General features: G+C 49.1%; 18 protein-coding genes and 1 pseudogene. 5 read left to right on the forward strand and 14 right to left on the reverse strand.

Features of this window, described 5'->3' with window-relative positions; translation table 11 throughout:
- Nucleotides 1-68: 68 nt before the first annotated feature.
- From B5X72_RS09530 to B5X72_RS21040, 3 genes and pseudogenes are all read left to right on the forward strand, one after another.
- Complete coding sequence (locus B5X72_RS09530) at nt 69-1,022, forward strand: acetyl-CoA carboxylase carboxyltransferase subunit alpha (protein WP_079716653.1); 954 nt, start codon at nt 69-71, stop codon at nt 1,020-1,022.
- Between the two features lie 301 nt (nt 1,023-1,323).
- A complete protein-coding gene (locus tag B5X72_RS09535; RefSeq protein ID WP_079716654.1) occupies nt 1,324-1,551 on the forward strand; it encodes a DUF433 domain-containing protein in 228 nt (75 codons plus the stop codon).
- Nucleotide 1,552: 1 nt separating this feature from the next.
- Nucleotides 1,553-1,891, forward strand: a pseudogene (locus B5X72_RS21040) (DUF5615 family PIN-like protein).
- A gap of 135 nt (nt 1,892-2,026) precedes the next feature.
- Here the strand turns inward: B5X72_RS21040 and B5X72_RS09545 are convergent.
- The 7 genes from B5X72_RS09545 to fucP all read right to left on the reverse strand — a co-directional run bounded on the left by B5X72_RS09545 (nt 2,027) and on the right by fucP (nt 8,690).
- Complete coding sequence (locus B5X72_RS09545; RefSeq protein WP_079716655.1) at nt 2,027-2,806, reverse strand: L-fucose dehydrogenase; 780 nt, start codon at nt 2,804-2,806, stop codon at nt 2,027-2,029.
- 5 nt (nt 2,807-2,811) lie between these two features.
- Complete coding sequence (locus B5X72_RS09550; protein WP_079716656.1) at nt 2,812-3,642, reverse strand: amidohydrolase family protein; 831 nt, start codon at nt 3,640-3,642, stop codon at nt 2,812-2,814.
- Nucleotides 3,643-3,661: 19 nt separating this feature from the next.
- On the reverse strand, nt 3,662-4,516 hold the full coding sequence (locus B5X72_RS09555; RefSeq protein WP_079716657.1) for a fumarylacetoacetate hydrolase family protein: 855 nt from the start codon (nt 4,514-4,516) through the stop codon (nt 3,662-3,664).
- An 11-nt stretch (nt 4,517-4,527) separates the two neighbouring features.
- Nucleotides 4,528-5,298 carry an SDR family NAD(P)-dependent oxidoreductase gene (locus tag B5X72_RS09560; protein ID WP_079716658.1) on the reverse strand — a complete coding sequence of 257 codons (771 nt, stop codon included), beginning with the start codon at nt 5,296-5,298 and terminating at the stop codon, nt 4,528-4,530.
- Nucleotides 5,299-5,364: 66 nt separating this feature from the next.
- Nucleotides 5,365-7,029, reverse strand: a complete 1,665-nt coding sequence (locus tag B5X72_RS09565) for a UxaA family hydrolase (protein ID WP_079716659.1) — start codon at nt 7,027-7,029, stop codon at nt 5,365-5,367.
- Complete coding sequence (locus B5X72_RS09570; RefSeq protein ID WP_079716660.1) at nt 7,016-7,369, reverse strand: L-rhamnose mutarotase; 354 nt, start codon at nt 7,367-7,369, stop codon at nt 7,016-7,018. The genes B5X72_RS09565 and B5X72_RS09570 overlap by 14 nt, the downstream gene beginning before the upstream one ends.
- A 52-nt stretch (nt 7,370-7,421) precedes the next feature.
- Nucleotides 7,422-8,690, reverse strand: coding sequence for an L-fucose:H+ symporter permease (gene fucP / locus B5X72_RS09575; RefSeq protein WP_079716960.1), 1,269 nt, complete (start codon nt 8,688-8,690; stop codon nt 7,422-7,424).
- Between the two features lie 161 nt (nt 8,691-8,851).
- On the opposite strand from fucP, the gene B5X72_RS09580 reads away from it, so the two are divergent.
- Complete coding sequence (locus tag B5X72_RS09580; protein ID WP_079716661.1) at nt 8,852-9,724, forward strand: AraC family transcriptional regulator; 873 nt, start codon at nt 8,852-8,854, stop codon at nt 9,722-9,724.
- A gap of 144 nt (nt 9,725-9,868) precedes the next feature.
- Here the strand turns inward: B5X72_RS09580 and B5X72_RS09585 are convergent, their stop codons facing one another.
- The 6 genes from B5X72_RS09585 to B5X72_RS09610 form a co-directional block, all read right to left on the reverse strand.
- Nucleotides 9,869-10,840 carry an NAD(P)H-quinone oxidoreductase gene (locus B5X72_RS09585; protein ID WP_317043108.1) on the reverse strand — a complete coding sequence of 324 codons (972 nt, stop codon included), beginning with the start codon at nt 10,838-10,840 and terminating at the stop codon, nt 9,869-9,871.
- The gene (locus B5X72_RS09590) at nt 10,837-13,530 is read right to left on the reverse strand and encodes an outer membrane beta-barrel protein (protein ID WP_079716662.1); all 2,694 of its coding nucleotides are present in this window, start codon (nt 13,528-13,530) and stop codon (nt 10,837-10,839) included. Before B5X72_RS09590 ends, B5X72_RS09585 begins: the two co-directional genes overlap by 4 nt.
- A 212-nt stretch (nt 13,531-13,742) precedes the next feature.
- On the reverse strand, nt 13,743-14,267 hold the full coding sequence (locus B5X72_RS09595; RefSeq protein ID WP_079716663.1) for a ferritin: 525 nt from the start codon (nt 14,265-14,267) through the stop codon (nt 13,743-13,745).
- A 251-nt stretch (nt 14,268-14,518) separates the two neighbouring features.
- On the reverse strand, nt 14,519-14,881 hold the full coding sequence (locus tag B5X72_RS09600; protein WP_079716664.1) for a hypothetical protein: 363 nt from the start codon (nt 14,879-14,881) through the stop codon (nt 14,519-14,521).
- A gap of 179 nt (nt 14,882-15,060) precedes the next feature.
- Nucleotides 15,061-16,416, reverse strand: a complete 1,356-nt coding sequence (locus B5X72_RS09605; RefSeq protein ID WP_079716665.1) for an efflux RND transporter periplasmic adaptor subunit — start codon at nt 16,414-16,416, stop codon at nt 15,061-15,063.
- A 41-nt stretch (nt 16,417-16,457) separates the two neighbouring features.
- Nucleotides 16,458-17,810 carry a TolC family protein gene (locus B5X72_RS09610; protein ID WP_079716666.1) on the reverse strand — a complete coding sequence of 451 codons (1,353 nt, stop codon included), beginning with the start codon at nt 17,808-17,810 and terminating at the stop codon, nt 16,458-16,460.
- A gap of 106 nt (nt 17,811-17,916) precedes the next feature.
- On the opposite strand from B5X72_RS09610, the gene B5X72_RS09615 reads away from it, so the two are divergent.
- Nucleotides 17,917-18,525, forward strand: a complete 609-nt coding sequence (locus B5X72_RS09615; protein ID WP_079716667.1) for a polysaccharide deacetylase family protein — start codon at nt 17,917-17,919, stop codon at nt 18,523-18,525.
- A gap of 15 nt (nt 18,526-18,540) precedes the next feature.
- Here B5X72_RS09615 and B5X72_RS09620 read toward each other — a convergent pair whose 3' ends face one another.
- Nucleotides 18,541-19,320 (reverse strand): DUF4249 domain-containing protein, encoded by a 780-nt coding sequence (locus B5X72_RS09620; protein WP_079716668.1) that lies wholly within the window; start codon nt 19,318-19,320, stop codon nt 18,541-18,543.

Raw genomic sequence — 19,320 nt, forward strand, 5'->3', positions numbered from 1 at the left:
TACCGATCACATTTTTAAATAATCAATACAATTCCCTAACTTAGCGGCCTGATTTTGCAAAGGCATTTATGGAGACAACGTTTGATTTTGAAAAACCCATTGCAGATCTGCAGCTACAGATCGAAAAAGTGCGCCAAGTAGCCGACAAGACCAAAGTGGATATGAGCGCTACGTTGACGGAGTTGCAGGATAAATTGGAAAAAACCAAACACCAAATATATAGCAATATGACTGGTTGGCAAAAAGTGCAGATGTCGCGTCATCCCGACAGGCCCCAGACGCTGGATTATGTCAGTCAGATTTGTGAACAATTCATTGAACTACATGGCGACCGGAATGTAAAAGACGACAAAGCCATCGTCGGCGGTTTTGCCACCATTGGCGGCCAGCCCGTCATGATCATTGGTCATCAGAAAGGCAAGAATACGAAGGAAAGGCAATTCCGGAATTTCGGGATGGCCAATCCCGAGGGCTACCGCAAAGCCTTGCGTTTGATGAAATTGGCCGAGAAATTCAATAAGCCGGTCATCACATTGATTGATACCATGGGCGCCTATCCGGGCATAGAAGCCGAAGAACGGGGGCAAGGCGAAGCCATTGCCCGTAACCTCTTGGAAATGGCTGTCCTGAAAGTACCGATCATCTGTATTGTTATCGGTGAAGGCGCTTCCGGCGGTGCATTAGGTATCGGCGTAGGTGATAAGGTGTATATGCTTGAACACACGTGGTATTCGGTCATATCGCCTGAATCCTGTTCCTCCATCCTGTGGCGTAGCTGGGATTACAAAGAACGGGCTGCCGAGGCCCTCAAATTGACAGCCGCCGATATGCTGAATAATGGTCTTATCGATGGTATTATTCCCGAACCATTGGGCGGGGCGCATCACAATCCGGCAGAAATCGCCGAATCGGTCAAACAACAAGTGCTTGCAGACCTGGCTATTTTGCAGAAAAAGCCAGCCGGCCAACTGGTTTCCGAACGCATCGATAAATTCAGCAAAATGGGCGTCGTTATTGAATAACCCCGGGTACGAAGAAGATTCAGCTCGTATTCTTACGCACTTACGACCTCCCGCGGATTCTTGGCATTCCGGCCGTTTCCTCACAGCAGATTTCCGTTTGCTCAACAAACGTCTAACCTGACTCATTCTGTTAAAGGTTAGCCGTCCGTCGCAGTAAAGCATCCGCTAATGATAGCCGACTACGCTGGTCAGGGCAATCGGGTCTTGTTTTATGAGCGTTATCCACATAGGTCAAAAGATTCCGTTTTAGGTCCAGGGAAAAGGTGTTGGACATTAATGAAATTTTTTATATTTTTACATCATGGAACAGTTTTCATCCTATATCGCAATCGATCCTAACATCCGTTTCGGAAAGCCGTGTATTAAGGGTACGCGTATTGCTGTTGTTGATATTCTCCAATGGCTGGCTTCCGGCATGACCAATGCTGAAATCCTTGAAGACTACCCACTATTGAAAGAAGAGCACATTCGGGCTGCACTTGCATTCGCCGCCAACCGGGAAGCCTTCATCAGAATTGTAGCCGCATAGCATGAAACTGCTTTTGGATGCAAACTTGTCCTGGCGTTTATCAAACAAACTTAAAGTCTACTTTGAAGATTGTTTACACGTAGATTATATCGGCCTCACCGTACCTGCCAAAGACATTGATTGATATTGGAATTATGCTTTGGCTAACGACTTAATCATCGTTACCAATGATGATGATTTTCTCAATCTTGCCAATGTGAAGGGTTTTCCGCCAAAAGTGGTTTTATTAAGGACGGGCAACCAAAGCAATGTCTTTTTGGAGCAATTACTAATCAGACACAAGGAAGACATCGACGGGTTATTCGGTTCGAACGAATACGGTTTCCTTGAAATCATATAACCAATCCGCTGGCACGCACATATGCATGCTGTCCATAATACAACATGCCTTGGTTTGCATCCCGACCATGGTCATCTCCAGCGTGACTTGCAAAGGATGTCTGCATCAGTCGCGAAGCGGCCGGACCCCACGTCTTTAAAGCGCCCTATCCAAATGCACGTACCCGCCATCCACGTGGATCAACTGGCCCGTGGTGTGGCTCGAACAAGGTGACAGCAAAAACACCACCATGTTCGCTATTTCCTCGGCCGTGGTCATCCGTTGTCCGAGCGGAATTCGTTCGGTAATTTTCCGCAACATCTCGTCAGGGTTAGGCAATGTTCGAATCCATGCATCGTACAGGGGCGTAAAACACTCGGCCACAATCACCGCATTTACACGAATCCCATATTTTAATAATTCCACGGCCCATTCCCGTGTCAGTGCATTGCGGCCTCCATTAGCCGCGGCATAAGCCGACGTATTGCCTTGTCCGGTTTCGGCGGTTTTGGAGCTGATATTGACGATGCTGCCTTGGCTTACTTTCAAGGCTGGCAGTGCATGATGAGCCATCAGGTAATAGTGGATAAGCGATTTATGTAAGCTATCCACAAACTTTTGGTAACTGCCGTGTTCCAAGCCGATCCCATCGTTTACACCCGCATTATTCACCAAGCCGTCGATACGTCCGAACCGGGCCAGCGTTTCGCTGACAGCGCGTTCGCAATCCTCCGGACGGGCCAATTCGGCTTCTACGCTGAGTGCCTGCCCGCCCATTGCTTCCACTTCAAGCTGCACCGCGGTATTATCGGCCTGTTTTCGCCCTACAATCACCGGAATCGCTCCCTCGGCAGCCAAGGCCAACACAATGCCCTTGCCGATGCCTTTAGCTCCCCCCGTTACGATGATTATTTTATCGTTCAAATTTAAATTCATGATGGTTATAATTTATAAAAGTCTACGGCATTTTTATACCATACCCGCTCTTGTTCGGCCGGTGATAACCGACCAACCAGGCCGTCCACCAACGCAAGCACCTGTGCATAGTCGGCCGCAACCAAGCAAACCGGCCAGTCCGAACCAAACATCATCCGGCGAGGTCCAAACACCTCCATGGCGTGTTGTGCATAATACCCAAAATCCGAGGGCTTCCAGTCGTTCCAGTCTGCTTCGGTAACCATCCCCGAAAGTTTGCAGTACACGTGTTCATGTCGGGCCATCGCCTCCATCTGCGCGGCCCAAGGTTGGCGAGCTCCGCTTTTGATATACGGTTTGGCCAAGTGATCAATCACAAATGGCTGGTTAGGAAAATACCCGACAAACTCCAACGCCGCTTCCAGTTGATGGGGCTTGATGAGTATGTCATAGGTATAACCGTAGCCGGCCAGCATTTCAATGCCGTTCAGGAACGCCGGGCGCAATAAAAAACGGGGATCCTCCTCCCCTTGCACAATATGCCGAAACCCTTTTAGTTTGGGGTATCGGCTAAAGTATGCCAGGCGTTCCGAGACATTGGCCGACTGCAAATCTACCCAGCCAACCACGCCTTCGATAAACGCGTACCGGTCGGCCAGATCCAGCAGAAACAACGTTTCCGCCTCCGATTGATCGGCCTGTACAGCTACACACCCCGATATACCATTGGCGTCATATACCGGCTTCAAATCGACCGGCAAAAAATCGCGCTGAATCGGCGCCATATCATTGGTTATCCAGGCATCCCTTACGGGTTGGTATTGCCAAAAGTGCTGATGTGCGTCAATACGTTTCATCGTTTGAATTCGAAATCTATCAGCTTTGATAAGCTTTTACGCTCTGGCGGGATACACCTAACCCGTCAGCGCCCAACTCCACCACATCACCGGGTTGGAGATAAATGGGTGGGTTAAAACCCAATCCCACGCCTGCCGGGGTGCCCGTGGATATGACATCCCCCGGCAACAGGGTCATAAACTGGCTTACATAGCTGATAATGAATGGTACACTGAAAATCAAATTTTTGGTATTGCCGTCCTGGTACGTTTTGCCATTCACCGTAAGCCAAAGCCTGATGTTATTGATATCTTCGATTTCGTCTTTTGTCGCCAGAAAAGGGCCTATCGGAGCGAACGTGTCACACCCCTTGCCTTTGTCCCATGTACCTCCGCGCTCCAACTGGAATTCACGTTCGGAAACATCGTTGTGCAGCACATATCCCGCCACATAATCAAATGCAGCGGATTCTTCTACGTAAGTTGCTTTTTTGCCTATCACGATCCCGAACTCCACCTCCCAATCGGTCTTCGTTGAATTTTTGGGTATGATGATATCGTCATAAGGCCCACTTAACGATGTGGTAGATTTCATAAAGATAATCGGTTCCGTAGGTATTTGGGCACCGGTTTCTTCGGCATGATCACGGTAGTTGAGCCCAATGCACAGGATTTTCGAAGGCCGGGCTATCGGGCTTCCTAAGCGCGTACCTTCCGGCACCGGTATGAGCCTGTCCGCGTTGGCTTTGACAAATTCATCCAATCGAGCAAGGCCGTTATCCTCAAAAAAAGCTTCGTTATAGTCGCCACCAAAGGCAGACACATCGTAGTTTATGTCGCCAAGCTGCACCCCTATTTGTTCGCGGCCGGGGTCGCCGTATCGAATCAGTTTCATGGTTATCAAAATTAATTATTCAACTTTACAAACCCTCCGTCTATCGGATAGTCATTTCCCGTGATAAAGCCCGCTTCATCCGAACATAGGTACAACGCCAACGACGCGATTTCCTCCGGTTGTGCCATACGGCCGATGGGCTGGCTTTTGGAAAGTGTTTCAAACATTTCAGCCTCTTTGCCCGGATAGTTTTTCGCGATGAACCCATCCACGAAAGGGGTGTGCACGCGCGCAGGTGAGATGCTGTTACAGCGTATCCCGTATGGCAGGTAATCACGCGCAACCGACAAGGTCATCGCTTGGACGGCCCCTTTGCTGGTAGAATAAGCAAAGCGATCGGTAATCCCGACAATAGCAGCGATGGAAGCCATATTTAAAATCACTCCTCGTCCTTGCTTTTTCATCAGGGGTACAACGGCATACAGGACGTTATATGCCCCTTTCACATTCACCGCATAAATCCGGTCAAAATCCGCCTCCGTGGTGTGCTCCAGATCACCCACATGAGCTATCCCAGCATTGTTCACCAAAATATCCGCAGTGCCGATTCCCCTGACCACGTCACATACCATTTCCTGCTTACTTACGTCACAGGAATGCACACTCGCCTGCCCACCAAAGGCACCGATCGCTTCCACCAATGTGTCAGCAACAGCCGTATTCAATTCCAAGATGTGAACAGCAGCCCCCTCTTGGGCAAAACGTAAACTGATAGCCCGTCCTATCCCACTGCCTCCCCCCGTGATAATCGCTGTTTTTCCAGCTAATTTTTTATTTGACATATTCATTTACTATTAGCTAACAAAAAAAAATGCACGCCATCGTTTACAGCCTAAACAGCCTACCGCTTACAACGATACCCCCCTGCGCCAAGGAATGAAATCATCCTGGCCCAGTTGCACCGCTTTGGGCTGCACGTTGCCACTTGCCACCTCGATAACAAAACGCAATATACGATGCGCCACCTGTTCAATCGTTTCCGTCCCTTCGATGATAGTGCCACAGTTGATATCGATAATATCCGGCATACGCTCGAACAACTTGGTGTTGGTCGCCAGCTTGATGACCGGCGCTATTGGGTTTCCGGTAGGCGTTCCTAAGCCGGTGGTAAACAGTACGACGTTGGCTCCGGCAGCGACTTCCGCTGTCGTACTTTCGACATCGTTTCCAGGTGTACAGAGCAGGTTTAATCCCGGCTTGTTCGCCACACCCGGATAGTCCACTACCGCTGTCACCGGCGAGGTCCCTCCCTTTTTTGCCGCCCCTGCCGATTTGATGGCATCGGTAATCAATCCATCACGGATATTACCAGGAGACGGGTTGGCGTAAAATCCCGATCCGTCCGCCTCTGCCTTGGCATGGTACGTTTTCATCAGTTCCATAAACCGCAGCGCTGTAGGTTCATCGACACAGCGGTCGCTCAATTCCTGCTCCACACCACATAATTCAGGAAACTCAGACAGGATCACGGAGCCGCCCATCGCTACCAGCATGTCGGAGACGTAGCCCAGTGCCGGATTCGCCGAAATGCCCGAGAAACCATCCGAACCGCCACATTCCAAACCGATGCATAGCTTGCTTAACGGGGCGGGGCGCCGGCGCTGCTCGTTGGCGTTCATCAATCCGGCAAAGGTATGCTTCAAGGCCTGCTGGATTAAATTGGTCTCCGTGCCCAGCAGTTGTTGTTCAAAAATATACAGCGGTCTATCAAAATGAGGGTCACGCTTGGCAATCTCCTCGCGCAAAATCGACGCTTGGGCATGTTGGCACCCCAGGCTCAACACCGTGGCACCGGCGACATTCGGGTGCGTGATATACCCCGCAAGCAACCCGCAAAGGGCATCCGAATCAATCCGCGTGCCTCCGCATCCCATTTCATGATTAAGGAACTTAACACCATCTACGTGCTCAAACAGCCGCTTTCCATCCCCTTGCGCCTTACCCATAGCGATATCGGCGTTTAAAACATCCTCCACCGTCGCGCCAGCGCGATACAATTGAATCAGTTGGTCGACTTCTGGCTCATAGTCCCGTGACCGCTTACTATATCCCAATTTTTCCTCCAAGGCACGTTTCATCACCAACACATTACGGTTTTCGCAGAATACCAAGGGAATGACCAACCAGTAATTTGCGGTACCTACCGTGCCGTTTGAGCGGTGATACCCCATGAAAATCTGGTTTTCGAATCCCGACACGTCGGGCTGTTGCCAATCCAACTTGCGTTCCCGCAGTTCAAAAGGACTCGCGGCGTGATGGATATTTTCCGTCGTGATGGTTTCGCCTTGCGGTAGTGCACGCACGGTTTTCCCTACCAGCACGCCGTACATCCGTATCTCACCCCCTTCGTCCAATGGCTCAAGCGTAAACTTATGCTTAGCCTTTACGCCACTAACCACGGAAAACCGTTTGCCATCAAACACGACTTCAGTACCGGGAGCAAGATCCTGCAAGGCTACAAGCACATTATCCGCCGGATGTATCTGTAAAAAAAGCTGCTTATCTGTTTTCATGTTCATTAACGCTAAGATCGAAAATTTTATCCATTACGACCCACTTTTCTCCCGGTTTCGCTCCCGGTATTGCTTTTTGGTACTTCCAGGTAAGCTGCTCCCAAGCTTGTACAAGTGGATTTGCAGCATCCGCCGCGGCCTTATCTTCAAACGAAAAATCGTCTTCTGTTTCAATAATCATGAACATCCGGTTGGCAAACCGGTAGATCGACATCCGGAGTATACCCGAGTCTGTAATCGACCGTTTAATTTCCGGAGCCACATTCCGGTGCAGTTGCTCATATTCGGCAATCAGTTGAGCCTCATCCTTCAAGTCCAATGCCAGTGCATAACGTTTCATATACTATTTATTTTAACGTTTTACGGCCCAATGGAGCCGTTGATGATATCGCTTATCCATGTGCAGGAATCACTTGCTGCACACGCTTATTATTCACATTCCGCAGGGCAAACAACAACACAACAACAAAGCATACGGCGGGCACGAGGTAAGCGGTCTGCATGGTGAACCGATCAGACACGCTTCCCATAACCAGCGGAACGATGGCTCCGCCCACGATGGCCATGATAAGCACGGAGGAGCCTTGTTTGGTATGCTTGCCCAGACCGCTGATAGCCAGCGAAAATACAGTCGGGAACATGATGGACATTAAAAACGTAACGCCTACCATCGCATAGACGGCAAACAGGCCATCGACCCAAACCGACAGTACCGTAAACAACACACTAAGTAATGCAAAACCAGCCAGCAGTTTAGCTGGAGCGATAAAACGCATCAGGAAGGTCCCCACGAAACGTCCAACCATAAACCCCAGCAGGGCAATCGCCAGCAAATTGGCCGCCGCCTTCTCCTGCACGCCGGCCACCTGATTGGAAAAGCGGATAAAAAAGCTGACGACACCGACTTGTGCCCCCACATAAAAAAATAGGGCGGTCACGCCAAACACGAAATTACCGTTTGACCAAAGGGATCGCCCTTTAATGCCGCCGTCCGGTATGTCGGACGCTTCTTCGTCGATTTCGGGGAGTGGCGTCCGCACAACCAATAGCGCAACCAGCAGCACCACGGTACCGATAACCATGTAGGGCACGATTACGGCGTCGGCCTCCGCCTGCAAATAGGCCTCCAACTCGTTCGCCGCCATCGTCGCCTGTTCTTCCACATCAAGTGTCTTCCCGGAAAGGATGTACCTCCCCCCGATGAAGGGCGCCAGCGTAGCAGCCAACCCGTTGAATGACTGCGCAAAATTGAGCCGTTGAGTAGCTGTCTGCGGACTGCCTAAGACACTTATATACGGGTTAGCGGCTGTCTCCAAAAAAGTAAGCCCGCTGGCGATAACAAAGAGCGCCAGCAGAAACAGGCCGTATGCGCGCGTGTTGGCGGCCGGAAGAAACAGCAATGCGCCGACAGCGAACACAACCAACCCCAATACGATACCCTGTTTATAGCCAAACCGCTTCATGAAATAACCAGCCGGCAACGCGACGGCAAAATAAGCAATAAAAAACGCAGAATCCACGAAGGCGGACTGAAAATCAGACAATTGGCAAGCCTTTTTAAGATGAGGGATCAATATCGGATTTAGATTATGCGCAAACCCCCATAAGAAAAACAGCGAGGTTATCAAAATTACCGGTATCAAGGTATGTCGTTTCGTCATCGTGCCCATTCGTATTGGTTAGTGTCCAAAGACCAAGCAAAGAAAGCAAAGAAAGCAAAGAAAAGCTGCCAACATCTTAGCGATGTATTCAGTTATATTAGCGCCTTTTTCGTATAATTGTTATTTATTATGTTTTTTTGGCTGACCAATCGGGCAATAGCATGAAACCTCAGTTACTAAAAGTAAGCACAGGGCCAGCGCACTCCTTTAGCGCGCGTCGTGATACGGTGCCCTACGTCAATAACCGCTGGCACTATCACCGGGAGATAGAACTTATCCATTTTGAAAAAGGACGGGGCACGCAGTTCGTTGGCGATAGCATCCGCAATTTTGCGTCGGGCGACGTCGTATTAATTGGTTCCAACCTGCCGCATTACTGGAGCTTCGACAGCAACTATTTTGACCCATCCAGCCGCGAGGAAGCCGATATCCGTGTCGTGCATTTCAATGATGATTTTTGGGGAACTGATTTTCTTGATTTACCCGAAAATACCGGCATCAAACAGTTGCTCCAAACAGGCAAACAAGGAATAGCAGTTAGCGGCCCAGCCCGTCAATGCGTGCAACGGCTTTTGGCAGATCTACTCGGCTCTGAAGGCCCAAAGCGTATTTTACTACTCATGGAAGCCCTTACCGCAATTGCTTATTCCAAAGATATCCAACTGCTTTCATCCGTTGGGTTTAACCCCCATTTTCAGCGAGGTGAAAAAGACCGCATAAACAATATTTATGATTTTGCCCTCAAACATTTCAAACAACGGATTGCACTGCACGAAGTGGCTGAAGTAGCCGGCATGAGCAGCAATGCGTTTTGCCGCTATTTCAAGTCGCGTACCGGAAAAACCTTTTCGCAGTTTCTCATCGAGATACGTGTAGGGCATGCCTGCAAGCTGCTCATTGAAAACAACATGAATGTCAAGCAAATCTGCTATGAAAGCGGGTTTCATAACTTTGCCGGATTCCACAAGTACTTCAAACAGATTACAGGAAAAAGCCCTTTGAATTATCAAAGGGCTTACCTAACGAAACCTTAGTTACGAACATGTACTTACCGGTGTCCTTCCAAACTCAATGAAAACGGAAAATCTTCTGGCTTGGTCCCACTATCGGTATTGGGTTCAGGGCCCATGTCAAAATGGAGCACCGCTCCCTGGATGAGTTCGCTGTATCTAAGATATTTAGCACTCCAACACCAGCTTTCCCATAAAATTACCGGATTCCATCAATTTATGCGCGTCGGATGCTGCGGACAACGGAAATACGCGGTGAACAATTGGTTTAAACAGTCCCCGCGCGACCAGTGGCCATACCTGGTGCTCCACGGCCTCGCACAATGCCGCTTTAAAGGCGCCATCTCTACCCCGCAGCGTGCTCCCCGTGATGGAAAGCCTACGTTGCATCAAAGCCATGACATTCAACTGCACCAATTTGCCTGCTACCGCGTTGATGAATACGAGCCTGCCCTCCTCCGCCAGCAACGATAGGTGCCGCTCAAAATAAGGCGCGCCTATGCTGTCCAAAATGACGTCGATCTGTTTTCCGGCAAGTTCTTCAGCAAAATCACGCTCGTTGTAATTGATACAGGCCACAGCCCCCAGCCGCTCACAGAAGTCGCATTTCTCACGGGTTCCTGCCGTGGCATACACCTGCGCACCGAAGCGTTGGGCCAATTGGATAGCCGTTGTGCCGATGCCTCCACTGCCGCCATGCACCAGCAATGTCTCGCCCGGCTGCAAATTTCCCCGCTGGAATACATTGTGCCAAACCGTCAGTACGGTCTCCGGCAAACAGGCGGCCTCCACAAAATCAAGGTTAGCCGGCATGGGCAGACAGTGGCTCGCGTCTACCGCCGCAAACTCGGCGTACCCCCCACCCCCCAATAACGCACACACCTGATCTCCCGGCGCCCATCGCACCACATCAGTGCCGCACGCCTCCACAGTGCCTGCCACTTCCAAGCCCGGAATATCCTGTACGACTCCGTGCGGAGCCGGATAATTACCTTTCCGCTGAAAAATATCCGGGCGATTAATACCAGCGGCCCGCACCCGGATAAGCAGCTCATTCGGACGAATTGCCGGCAGCGGACGTTGTTCGACGGAAAGCCCATCGGCGTCGCCATAAGTGGTAATGGTTACTGCTCGCATCATGATTTTTTAGAAGGATATTTTTGCAAACGAATATTAAGTGATAACATAAAATACCTGGCCAGCCGATTATTGCGTACATCGAGGATGTCAGTACCCAAAACTTCACGCGTAACCCCGGTGTTCTGGTTAAACAAATCAAATCCCTGGATACGGAGCAGCGCCATTTTATTCTGCAAAAACGTACACTCGATATATGCGTTCAATAAGGTCGGGTTTGCATTGACGAAACTGCTGTAGCCCGTATTGAGTCGATGAGAAAGGTCAAAGCCAAAAGCCCAGTTATCGGAGAGGTAGCCTTTACCGGCCAACCCGAACAATACCGAATTGGCATTGATACCGTCCCGGTTGTCCCAATTGCTTAACGAATAGCGTGTACGGTTAAACGTGTAGCTGCTGTTAAATTCTGTCTCAATGACGTCTTCCAACGTATAGCGCAGTTGTAGCGCCTGCGAATAAATAAAATTCCGACCGAAATTCTTCCTGTCATTGATGTACGAAATATTGTTTACGTAATCCGTGGTGCCATTGATATTCAGCTGCAAATCGTCGTTGAACACCGGCGTGCTAAACATGTAGTAGCCCCGCGCATCAAAGTACCCGGAAGCATTGCGGAAGCTCGTTTCCTGTACGGTACTGCTGGGGTTCGACCGATTGGTCACAATTTTATTCTGGATTTGATTGAGCGCGAGCTGCGCTTCGAAAAATTGGTTTTTTCCCATTTTCGTTTGCCGAAAACGGGTAGTAATCCGGTTGATAAACTCCGCCTTCAATTCCGCGTTGCCAATAATGATATTCTGCGAATTGGTCAGATCCCGGATGGGCTGTATTTGGGAAAAATTAGGCTGATTGTTCGTACCTAAATATTCGATGGACCATTCGGTCTCGTCATTGATGCGAAACCGGAAACCGGCGCTGGGAATCAGGTTGACGTTGCGATGCTGCGTCGTTGTGTCAACATCAAGTGTGTGCCCCTTTAAAAGCAGCGGTTGTACGCCAAATCCCAACGTGTATCTGAACCGCTTGCTTTGCTCCATTTGGTAAATCAACCCTACGCGGTTACTTTCAAAAAAGTAAGCATAATCCAGGCTCAGCGAATCTACAAACATTTCCCTGCTCGTATCCCAGACACTGCGACGGCTGTCAATGGCTGTATAGTTGTATTCATAGCTGACCTCTAAGATACTTTTATCGTCGATAGGCTCAATGTATGCGGCTTTCAAGCGGCCCACGCGGTTTTGGTTGTCGCTTTCCACCTGCTGCGAAAATGCATAGGCCCCATCGTCAATGGGTTGCCCCGTAATTGCATTCATGCTTTCAAAAACATCGTTGATGTCTTCCAATTTATCCCTGGCAGCATACTTACCCTGCATATTCAGTACAAATTTACGTCCCGGCTTGTGAAAGCTCCTTGAATACAAGACATCCATATCGAAGTTGGGCGATGACATTTCTTCGCCTGATCGATAGACACGTTCGCTTACAATCCGCTGGTTTTTAATCGTATCGTTGCTGTGATGCAGGGCATTGACCGTACTATACGAAATGTTTGGACTTACTTTCAGGTAATTGTGATCATCCAACTGCGCTTCTATATCCCAAGCCATTAGATGATTAATGTTGTCGGTATTGACCTCCCTGGCCTCTTGATTAACGATCGTATAAAAATCAAAAACACTCTGCAGCACCGAATTGCTTATGGTTCTGTTCTTTCTGTTCGTAAACGTATACTTCCCATATATACTTACCTTTTCCGAAATATCGTCCGAATAGCTGACCCCCGCTGAGTTGGTGGTATTCACCCCATCCACCGGATCCATCATCCCGGTTAAGTCCGCGCCGCCCCGTTCTCTGCCGCCCGCACCGCTTGGCGCGCCGTAACTGAATAGGCTTGTGTTGGTGTTATTAAACGACCCAATCAGGGAAAATTCCTGCCCATCGTTGTAATTATTTACGCCCATGCTGCCAATATACCGGTTTTCGGTGCCACCACCACCCGTCACCTGACCAAAAAGCACACGCTTCTTATCTTCTTTTAGGACGATATTAAGTATTTTCTCCGGTTCCGTATCCTTTATGCCTGTGCTATTGGCCATGTCGCCATAGTAATCGATGACCTGTATAGACTGGATAAATTCAGCCGGAAGGTTACGTGTGGCAGTCAACACTTCGCCACCGAAAAAATTCTTGCTATCGACCTGCACCCGGCTAATCTGCTTCCCATGAGCAATCACCGAACCGTCCCGTCGTACCTGTATATTGGGCAGTAGTTTGAGTGCTTCTTCCAGCAGCGAGTTCTCGCGTACCTTGTAGGCATCCATATTATATTGCACCGTGTCCTCCTTAATAACGATGGGTTGCACCCGGTTAATGACGACTTCTTTAAGCAACGTTTGCTGTGGCGGCAGAACCATCGGGAGCAATTGCATGGCCGATCCGGGGAAGGTAGCCGGGTAGGATCGCTCCACAATTTTATAACCAATCATACTAAAGGTAAGCCGGAATTCCGGCCCGATGATATCCGAAAACCTAAAGGTTCCATCATTACTGGTAACTGTCAATAAGGTATCCAGTATGGACGTAAGACGCACATTTACACCTGCCAGGGCAGTACCCGCCGTGTCGATTACAATGCCGCTTATCTCTTTGCGCTGATGCTGGCTAAAGGCCTGCAACGATACAAAAAGAAACACAAAAACGAGGAGCCTATGTATAGCTATCGATGGCAACTTTTCGTCAGGATATGATGAGTTGGTTTGGAATGTCTTCTAATATTTTGAAATCCGAATCCGCTCCTTATTTAAATTAACAACGAAAGATAGTACTTAATCCGTATGTGTGCAAAAAAAATCGGGCTGCCTTTCAAAAAAGACAGCCCGACGATACCGGCGATCCGGCAGAATAACTACCCTTCATAGCTCACCTTCGGCACATGCTTGTCAATTTCCCAGCGTCCTGTTCCGTCTTCGCCAATCACGTCAAACATTTCCAGAATACGCCGTGCAACGTATTCCTCTTCAATTTGCTCCTCGAGAAACCATTGGACAAACTGAAAAGTCACAAAATCCTTCAACTTGATGCATTTGTCAGCTATGTTGTTGAATTGTTCGGTCACATACATCTCCTGCTCCAGCATTTGCTCAAAAACGCCACGGAAGGACTCAAAGTCAGCGGGAATGTTTACGATTTCCGGGGAAATCGCCTTTCCGCCCCTGTCGTTCACATAGTTGAAAAGCTTCATCATGTGTTTCCGCTCTTCCTCCGACTGCTTCGAAAAAAAATCGGCACTGTAATCGTACCCTTGGTCATCGCACCAGGAAGACATTGCCAGATAGACGGACGAAGAATGTGCCTCCACCTTAATCTGTGCGTTCAGTATGTTTTCTATCTCTTCGTTCAACGAAGTTTTCAATCGCAATAAATCTTTCATATGCTTATATTTTTCCTGATGGACAATACCATCAGCCGTTCTTTATTTGTTACTACAAAAATACACAAACAAAGTACCAAAACGCTCAAAATAAAAACAATACAAATTCAGTCTAAATTATTGACGACGGGTCGTGAATCAAGCTAAGGCACCTTTGGATGCGCACAAGCAACCGGGGATTAGCGGAGCGAGTCTTCCCGTTGCGTTGCGTAGCCAACGTGCCGCCGCAACCGCTCGAATCGGTACCGAAGTCAGGCTACCCGGCTGGGGGTTCCTTTCATGCAAGCCTGCACCATGCTGTTCAACGTGATCATAAACTTCGCCCCATCCAAAAGCTCACGGAGGTTAAGCACATCGTTGATCGTCAAAACAAAACAACGAGGCGTACGAAAGGGCATCACGATAGTAAAATCTGCCGTACGCGACGAATCAATGATCATTGCAGAAATGTCGATTGCATCAATCTTCTTTTTGAAGTCCAAGAAGTCGCCGACCTTGAATGCCGTAGTACTTCCGGCAAACTCCAACCAGTAACAATTTTGCCTGCTGCACTGATATACAGCGCCATGAGCAGTTTTATAGACTTCTTCGAAATTAGCTAAAGGACAGATCATTTATCCAACCACTGTATGATTCGGAGGCGAATATACAGATTATTTATAATCAGTCCAACTTGAATTTATTTTATATAAGCTTCGGCTACACGCATTAAGCGATTAGGCTGTAGGCGTTGGGCCTGCTGCCTATCGGCTTACAGCCCATCACCTGCCGCCTGTTGCCTGTCGCTTGCAGCCTATAGCAAACTATTCCGGTCGACCTTTTCCACCTTACTGCCGTCCCTCAAAATCTTGCTGATAGCGTTGAATGGGCGGGACACAACCTCGTCTCCTTCGTTGAGTCCAGAAAGAATGCGTATATACATGTCATCCTGGATTCCGGTGGTTACTTCCACCTGTTTCACGGTGCCATTGTTGTAGACAAATACATATTCTTTCATTTTTGGTGCCCCTGTCGCAGCAGTGTGCGGCGAGTCGGCGGTTGGGGTATTGGCGGCTGTTGTATCGCGACCACTTGCTTCACGGGTGGTGACGGCCTGTATGGGCACAGCCAATCCGGTGTCTTGCTTGGTATGGATATCCACTGTAGCCGACAGGCCGGGACGGAAAGGCGAAGGGTTCGGCTGGTCTTTTTTCAATAAATCCTCATAGGATTCAGACAGTATCCGCACTTTCACATTGAAATTGGTGACCTGGTCGGTCCCCGCCGTCGTGGTCGTGGTCGTGGCTGCCGTGGTAGAGGAACTGGCTATTTCGGTGACAACGCCCCGAAATTCCCGGCCTTGAAATGCATCTACCTCGATGGTCGCTTCGTTGTTTAGCGCTACCCGCGTGATATCGTTCTCGTTGACTTCCACGACCACTTCCATTGAGCTCATATTGGCAATACGCATGATTTCGGTACCAGCCATCTGAGCCGTTCCAACCACACGTTCGCCCAATTCCGCTTGCAATAACGATACGACACCGTCCACCGGCGCATAGATGGTCGTACGCGCAAGATTGTCACCGGCTTCATTTACCGATGCCTGCGATTGGTCTATACCGTATCTCGCGGCGAGGACACTCTGCCGTTGAGCCTCCAGGCTTGCCAGCGCACTTTCATAGTCTGCCCGGGCTTTATCAAACTCTGCGGCTGATACCACCTTCCTTTCAAACAATTCCTTATTTCGGTTGAATGTAGCCTCGATATTGACAAAGTTGGCCTCCTGTTGCTTCAATTGCTGTTCGGACACGGCCAGACTGGCCCGCTGGGCATTGAGCGATGCCACCGCCCGATCGTACCCCGATTGCAGGATATCGGGCCGTATACGGCAGAGCACCTGCCCTTTGGTTACCACGTCACCTTCCTTAACGTTAAGCTCTACAATCTCACCGGAAACTTCAGAGCTAAGCTTTACCTCCACTTCAGGATGGATTTTCCCACTGGCAGACACTTGTTCGTTTACCGTCCGCTTCTCCGCCTTCTCCGTCGCCACTTTAATAACGTCACCCTGGCCAATCCAGCCCATTTTATTAGCGATGATGACCAGCACCAGCAGGATTACTGCACCAATCACTACATATTTAAGTGTGTTTTTTTTCTTTGCCATAGTCTATCTATATCTATTATCTATGATTTGCTATTAATTGTTTAGTCTTCAAAATCAATTTCATTGCCCAGGTAGAAATCAATCACCTTGCTGCGGAATAACAGGTCGTACCGTGCCTGGATATGATCAAACTCAGCCCTGTTCATCGTGGTCTGCGCAGTAAATAGTTCCACGGAATTGGCCAAACCGACTTCATAACGCTGGTTGATCACTTCAAACGCGTCTTTAGCGGACGTGAAAGCGGCTTCCGTAGAATGATATCGCTGTTCTGCCGAACGTAGGTCGAGCACAGCCTGATTAATGATCTTATTTAAGTTGTTTTTAGCGAGTTGCTCACTTGCCAACGCATTTTCATACCCTATTTTAGCCTTGGCCAAGGTAATCCGGGTGCGCAGGTTATTGAAAATCGGAATGCTCAATGTAAGGCCTAATGACTCACTCCTGTTGTTTCGCAACTGCTCACCAAAAGGGCCGAAAAAATCCACGGCCTGCGACGAAAAGTTGGTACCAATCCCGCCATTGAGCGACAACGTCGGATACAAGGCACCTCGTGCGATGCTAATATTCTGTTTTGCGACCTGCGACAGCATCTGCGCCTGCCTGATATCCGGGAAAGTGGATACCGCTTGCCGATAGATTTCGTTGGCCAGGTAATTGCTCTCAACGGCATTGACATCAGGCAACGCGGGATTTTCAAGCGTAATCTCCACGGAAGGATCCATTTCCATCAGTTGTTTTAGGTTGAGCATTGAAAGTTCGAACGCATTTTGCGCGGTTGTCACATTCAACTCATCCGTAGCCACCTGGTTTTTCGCTTGTGAAAGGTCGGCGAGTGTATTGTTACCCACTTCATAATTTGCCTCAGCGGCTTCCAATTGCCGTTGCGACAGGGACAGCTGTTGTTGACTAGCCTCCAGCAGTCCCTGGTTGGTCAACGCTTCCAGATAAGTCGTTACAACAGAAAGCACCAAATCGTTCCTAACCCGGTCTACATTACTTTCATCAGCCATCAATTGGTATCGGTTGGCCCGTATCTGGTTTAATCGTTGAAAACCGGTAAATAAATCGGCATTCGAATTGACCCGCCCGCCGGCTGAGCTGACTGACTGCGTCACCAACCTACCGGCAGTCTGGTCGAATGTCAAACCCCAATTGAACCCACCGTTTATTCCGGCGTTGAGGGTCGGGTATAGGTTCATTCTGGCTTGCCGGAGATCTTGCTCAGACAGCGCCTGTTGAAACTGCGCCTGCCGCACTTGCAGGTTTCTTTCCAATGCTTGGGAAATCGCCGTTCTAACGGATACTTCCTGTTGCGCCGCCCCCTCCAGCGAGGCCAGCAGCATCATACATAAACAAGCGACGGAATACGTTAGGTGTAAAAACTTCTTCTTCATCAAAATATATTAGTAGTACCTGGCCATGACGTACTCATAGCCCTTTTTTCAATTGAATGCGCATTAAGTCTCCGAATCTGGTCAATATTTATTTCTTTTGTAGCCTATGTACACAGTCAGCGCTCCCCTTGTCTTGCAGTGGTTTTATCCCTCGCTTACCTGGCATCGCGGCCGTGTTGAAAAACGTATTTTTCTCACCTTTGACGACGGCCCGATACCGGATGTTACACCGGGCATCATAAATACCTTGAAAAATTACGGCGTCAAGGCTACGTTCTTCTGCGTGGGCGAAAATATTAAAAAACATCCTGATTTATTCGACACCCTGCTGGAAAATGGCCATCGTATTGGTAATCATACCTACAACCACCTCAACGGATGGAAGACGAAAGACGAAATATACCTTGAAAATGTGTTGCAATGCCAGCAATTGACGCAGACAAATCTTTTCAGGCCGCCCTACGGGCGAGGTACGCGTGCACAATATGCGACATTGCGCAAAGACTACGAAATCATCATGTGGGATGTCCTTAGCGGTGATTTTGACACCAAGCTTGCTCCCGAAAAATGCCTGCGGAATGTCATCAATCACGCTCGCAACGGCTCCATCGTGGTTTTTCACGACAACATAAAGGCTGTCCCGCGTGTGTCCTATGCGTTGCCGCGTGCCATCGAATATTGGCTGGGGCAAGGATATACTTTTGGCGTTTTGTAACAATGTGCCGCCTTTCTACTGCACCACGGTTGAAATTTCAGACACCGCACAGGCGCTGAAATAGCCGAGAGCCCCTTCGCCGAATACAGAAGGCGGGTTGGCCGGAGCGGCCGTACCGGGATTGGTCGTTTGTACAGCGTTCCAAAAATCAAATGTCGCCTTGTCGATACACTGCATCTGGACGGTCACCAAGTCCCCGGCGACCAATTTAAGGTCAAAATCGATAAGGTCTTCACTGACGTATCTTCCGTCGTTAAATTTATCTTGGGCGACATGCACCATTTCGAAAGGGGTGCCATTGACACTCCACAAGTAACGGTAATAATTGGGGATGTAAGGTGGATCTTGGAATTTAAGCGTGATTAGTTTCTCCTCCTCGCCGAATATGTTTCGCAGGGCCGTTCCGATGGAATCTGCGACGACCAAGGTCGGCATCGTCGATACCGCCGTAAATACCTCCCCCCCTAACTGGACACGCAGCTCATATCGTTCGTTTTCTCTTCCGCGAAAATTGTTAGCGATATAAATACCGGGGGTTTGTTCAATGAAATGAAAAACCCCGCCGCTTCCACTCGACACGTGTACATCTGCACCAGACACAGGGTCAAAAGGACGATCCCTGTCAAACGCCACCGTACGGCTGATGGTCACCTGCTGGCGATTCGTCCGGTTGTTGACTTCCCCGACGATAACCAATTGTGTATGAGCATCATTGAGGTTGATATCAATCACATCTTCGCAACTCCACGACAAGCTAAGAAACAAGACAATCGAAATAATACGGTACCTGTGCAT

The organism is Parapedobacter luteus, from assembly GCF_900168055.1.
GTDB lineage: Bacteria > Bacteroidota > Bacteroidia > Sphingobacteriales > Sphingobacteriaceae > Parapedobacter > Parapedobacter luteus.

Bases quoted from the DNA above. Each gene is read 5' to 3' on its own strand.
- B5X72_RS09530 (WP_079716653.1), top strand. From the start codon at position 69: ATGGAGACAACGTTTGATTTTGAAAAACCCATTGCAGATCTGCAGCTA.
- B5X72_RS09535 (WP_079716654.1), top strand. From the start codon at position 1,324: ATGGAACAGTTTTCATCCTATATCGCAATCGATCCTAACATCCGTTTC.
- B5X72_RS09545 (WP_079716655.1), bottom strand. From the start codon at position 2,806: ATGAATTTAAATTTGAACGATAAAATAATCATCGTAACGGGGGGAGCT.
- B5X72_RS09550 (WP_079716656.1), bottom strand. From the start codon at position 3,642: ATGAAACGTATTGACGCACATCAGCACTTTTGGCAATACCAACCCGTA.
- B5X72_RS09555 (WP_079716657.1), bottom strand. From the start codon at position 4,516: ATGAAACTGATTCGATACGGCGACCCCGGCCGCGAACAAATAGGGGTG.
- B5X72_RS09560 (WP_079716658.1), bottom strand. From the start codon at position 5,298: ATGTCAAATAAAAAATTAGCTGGAAAAACAGCGATTATCACGGGGGGA.
- B5X72_RS09565 (WP_079716659.1), bottom strand. From the start codon at position 7,029: ATGAAAACAGATAAGCAGCTTTTTTTACAGATACATCCGGCGGATAAT.
- B5X72_RS09570 (WP_079716660.1), bottom strand. From the start codon at position 7,369: ATGAAACGTTATGCACTGGCATTGGACTTGAAGGATGAGGCTCAACTG.
- fucP (WP_079716960.1), bottom strand. From the start codon at position 8,690: ATGACGAAACGACATACCTTGATACCGGTAATTTTGATAACCTCGCTG.
- B5X72_RS09580 (WP_079716661.1), top strand. From the start codon at position 8,852: ATGAAACCTCAGTTACTAAAAGTAAGCACAGGGCCAGCGCACTCCTTT.
- B5X72_RS09585 (WP_317043108.1), bottom strand. From the start codon at position 10,840: ATGATGCGAGCAGTAACCATTACCACTTATGGCGACGCCGATGGGCTT.
- B5X72_RS09595 (WP_079716663.1), bottom strand. From the start codon at position 14,267: ATGAAAGATTTATTGCGATTGAAAACTTCGTTGAACGAAGAGATAGAA.
- B5X72_RS09600 (WP_079716664.1), bottom strand. From the start codon at position 14,881: ATGATCTGTCCTTTAGCTAATTTCGAAGAAGTCTATAAAACTGCTCAT.
- B5X72_RS09605 (WP_079716665.1), bottom strand. From the start codon at position 16,416: ATGGCAAAGAAAAAAAACACACTTAAATATGTAGTGATTGGTGCAGTA.
- B5X72_RS09610 (WP_079716666.1), bottom strand. From the start codon at position 17,810: ATGAAGAAGAAGTTTTTACACCTAACGTATTCCGTCGCTTGTTTATGT.
- B5X72_RS09615 (WP_079716667.1), top strand. From the start codon at position 17,917: ATGTACACAGTCAGCGCTCCCCTTGTCTTGCAGTGGTTTTATCCCTCG.
- B5X72_RS09620 (WP_079716668.1), bottom strand. From the start codon at position 19,320: ATGCACAGGTACCGTATTATTTCGATTGTCTTGTTTCTTAGCTTGTCG.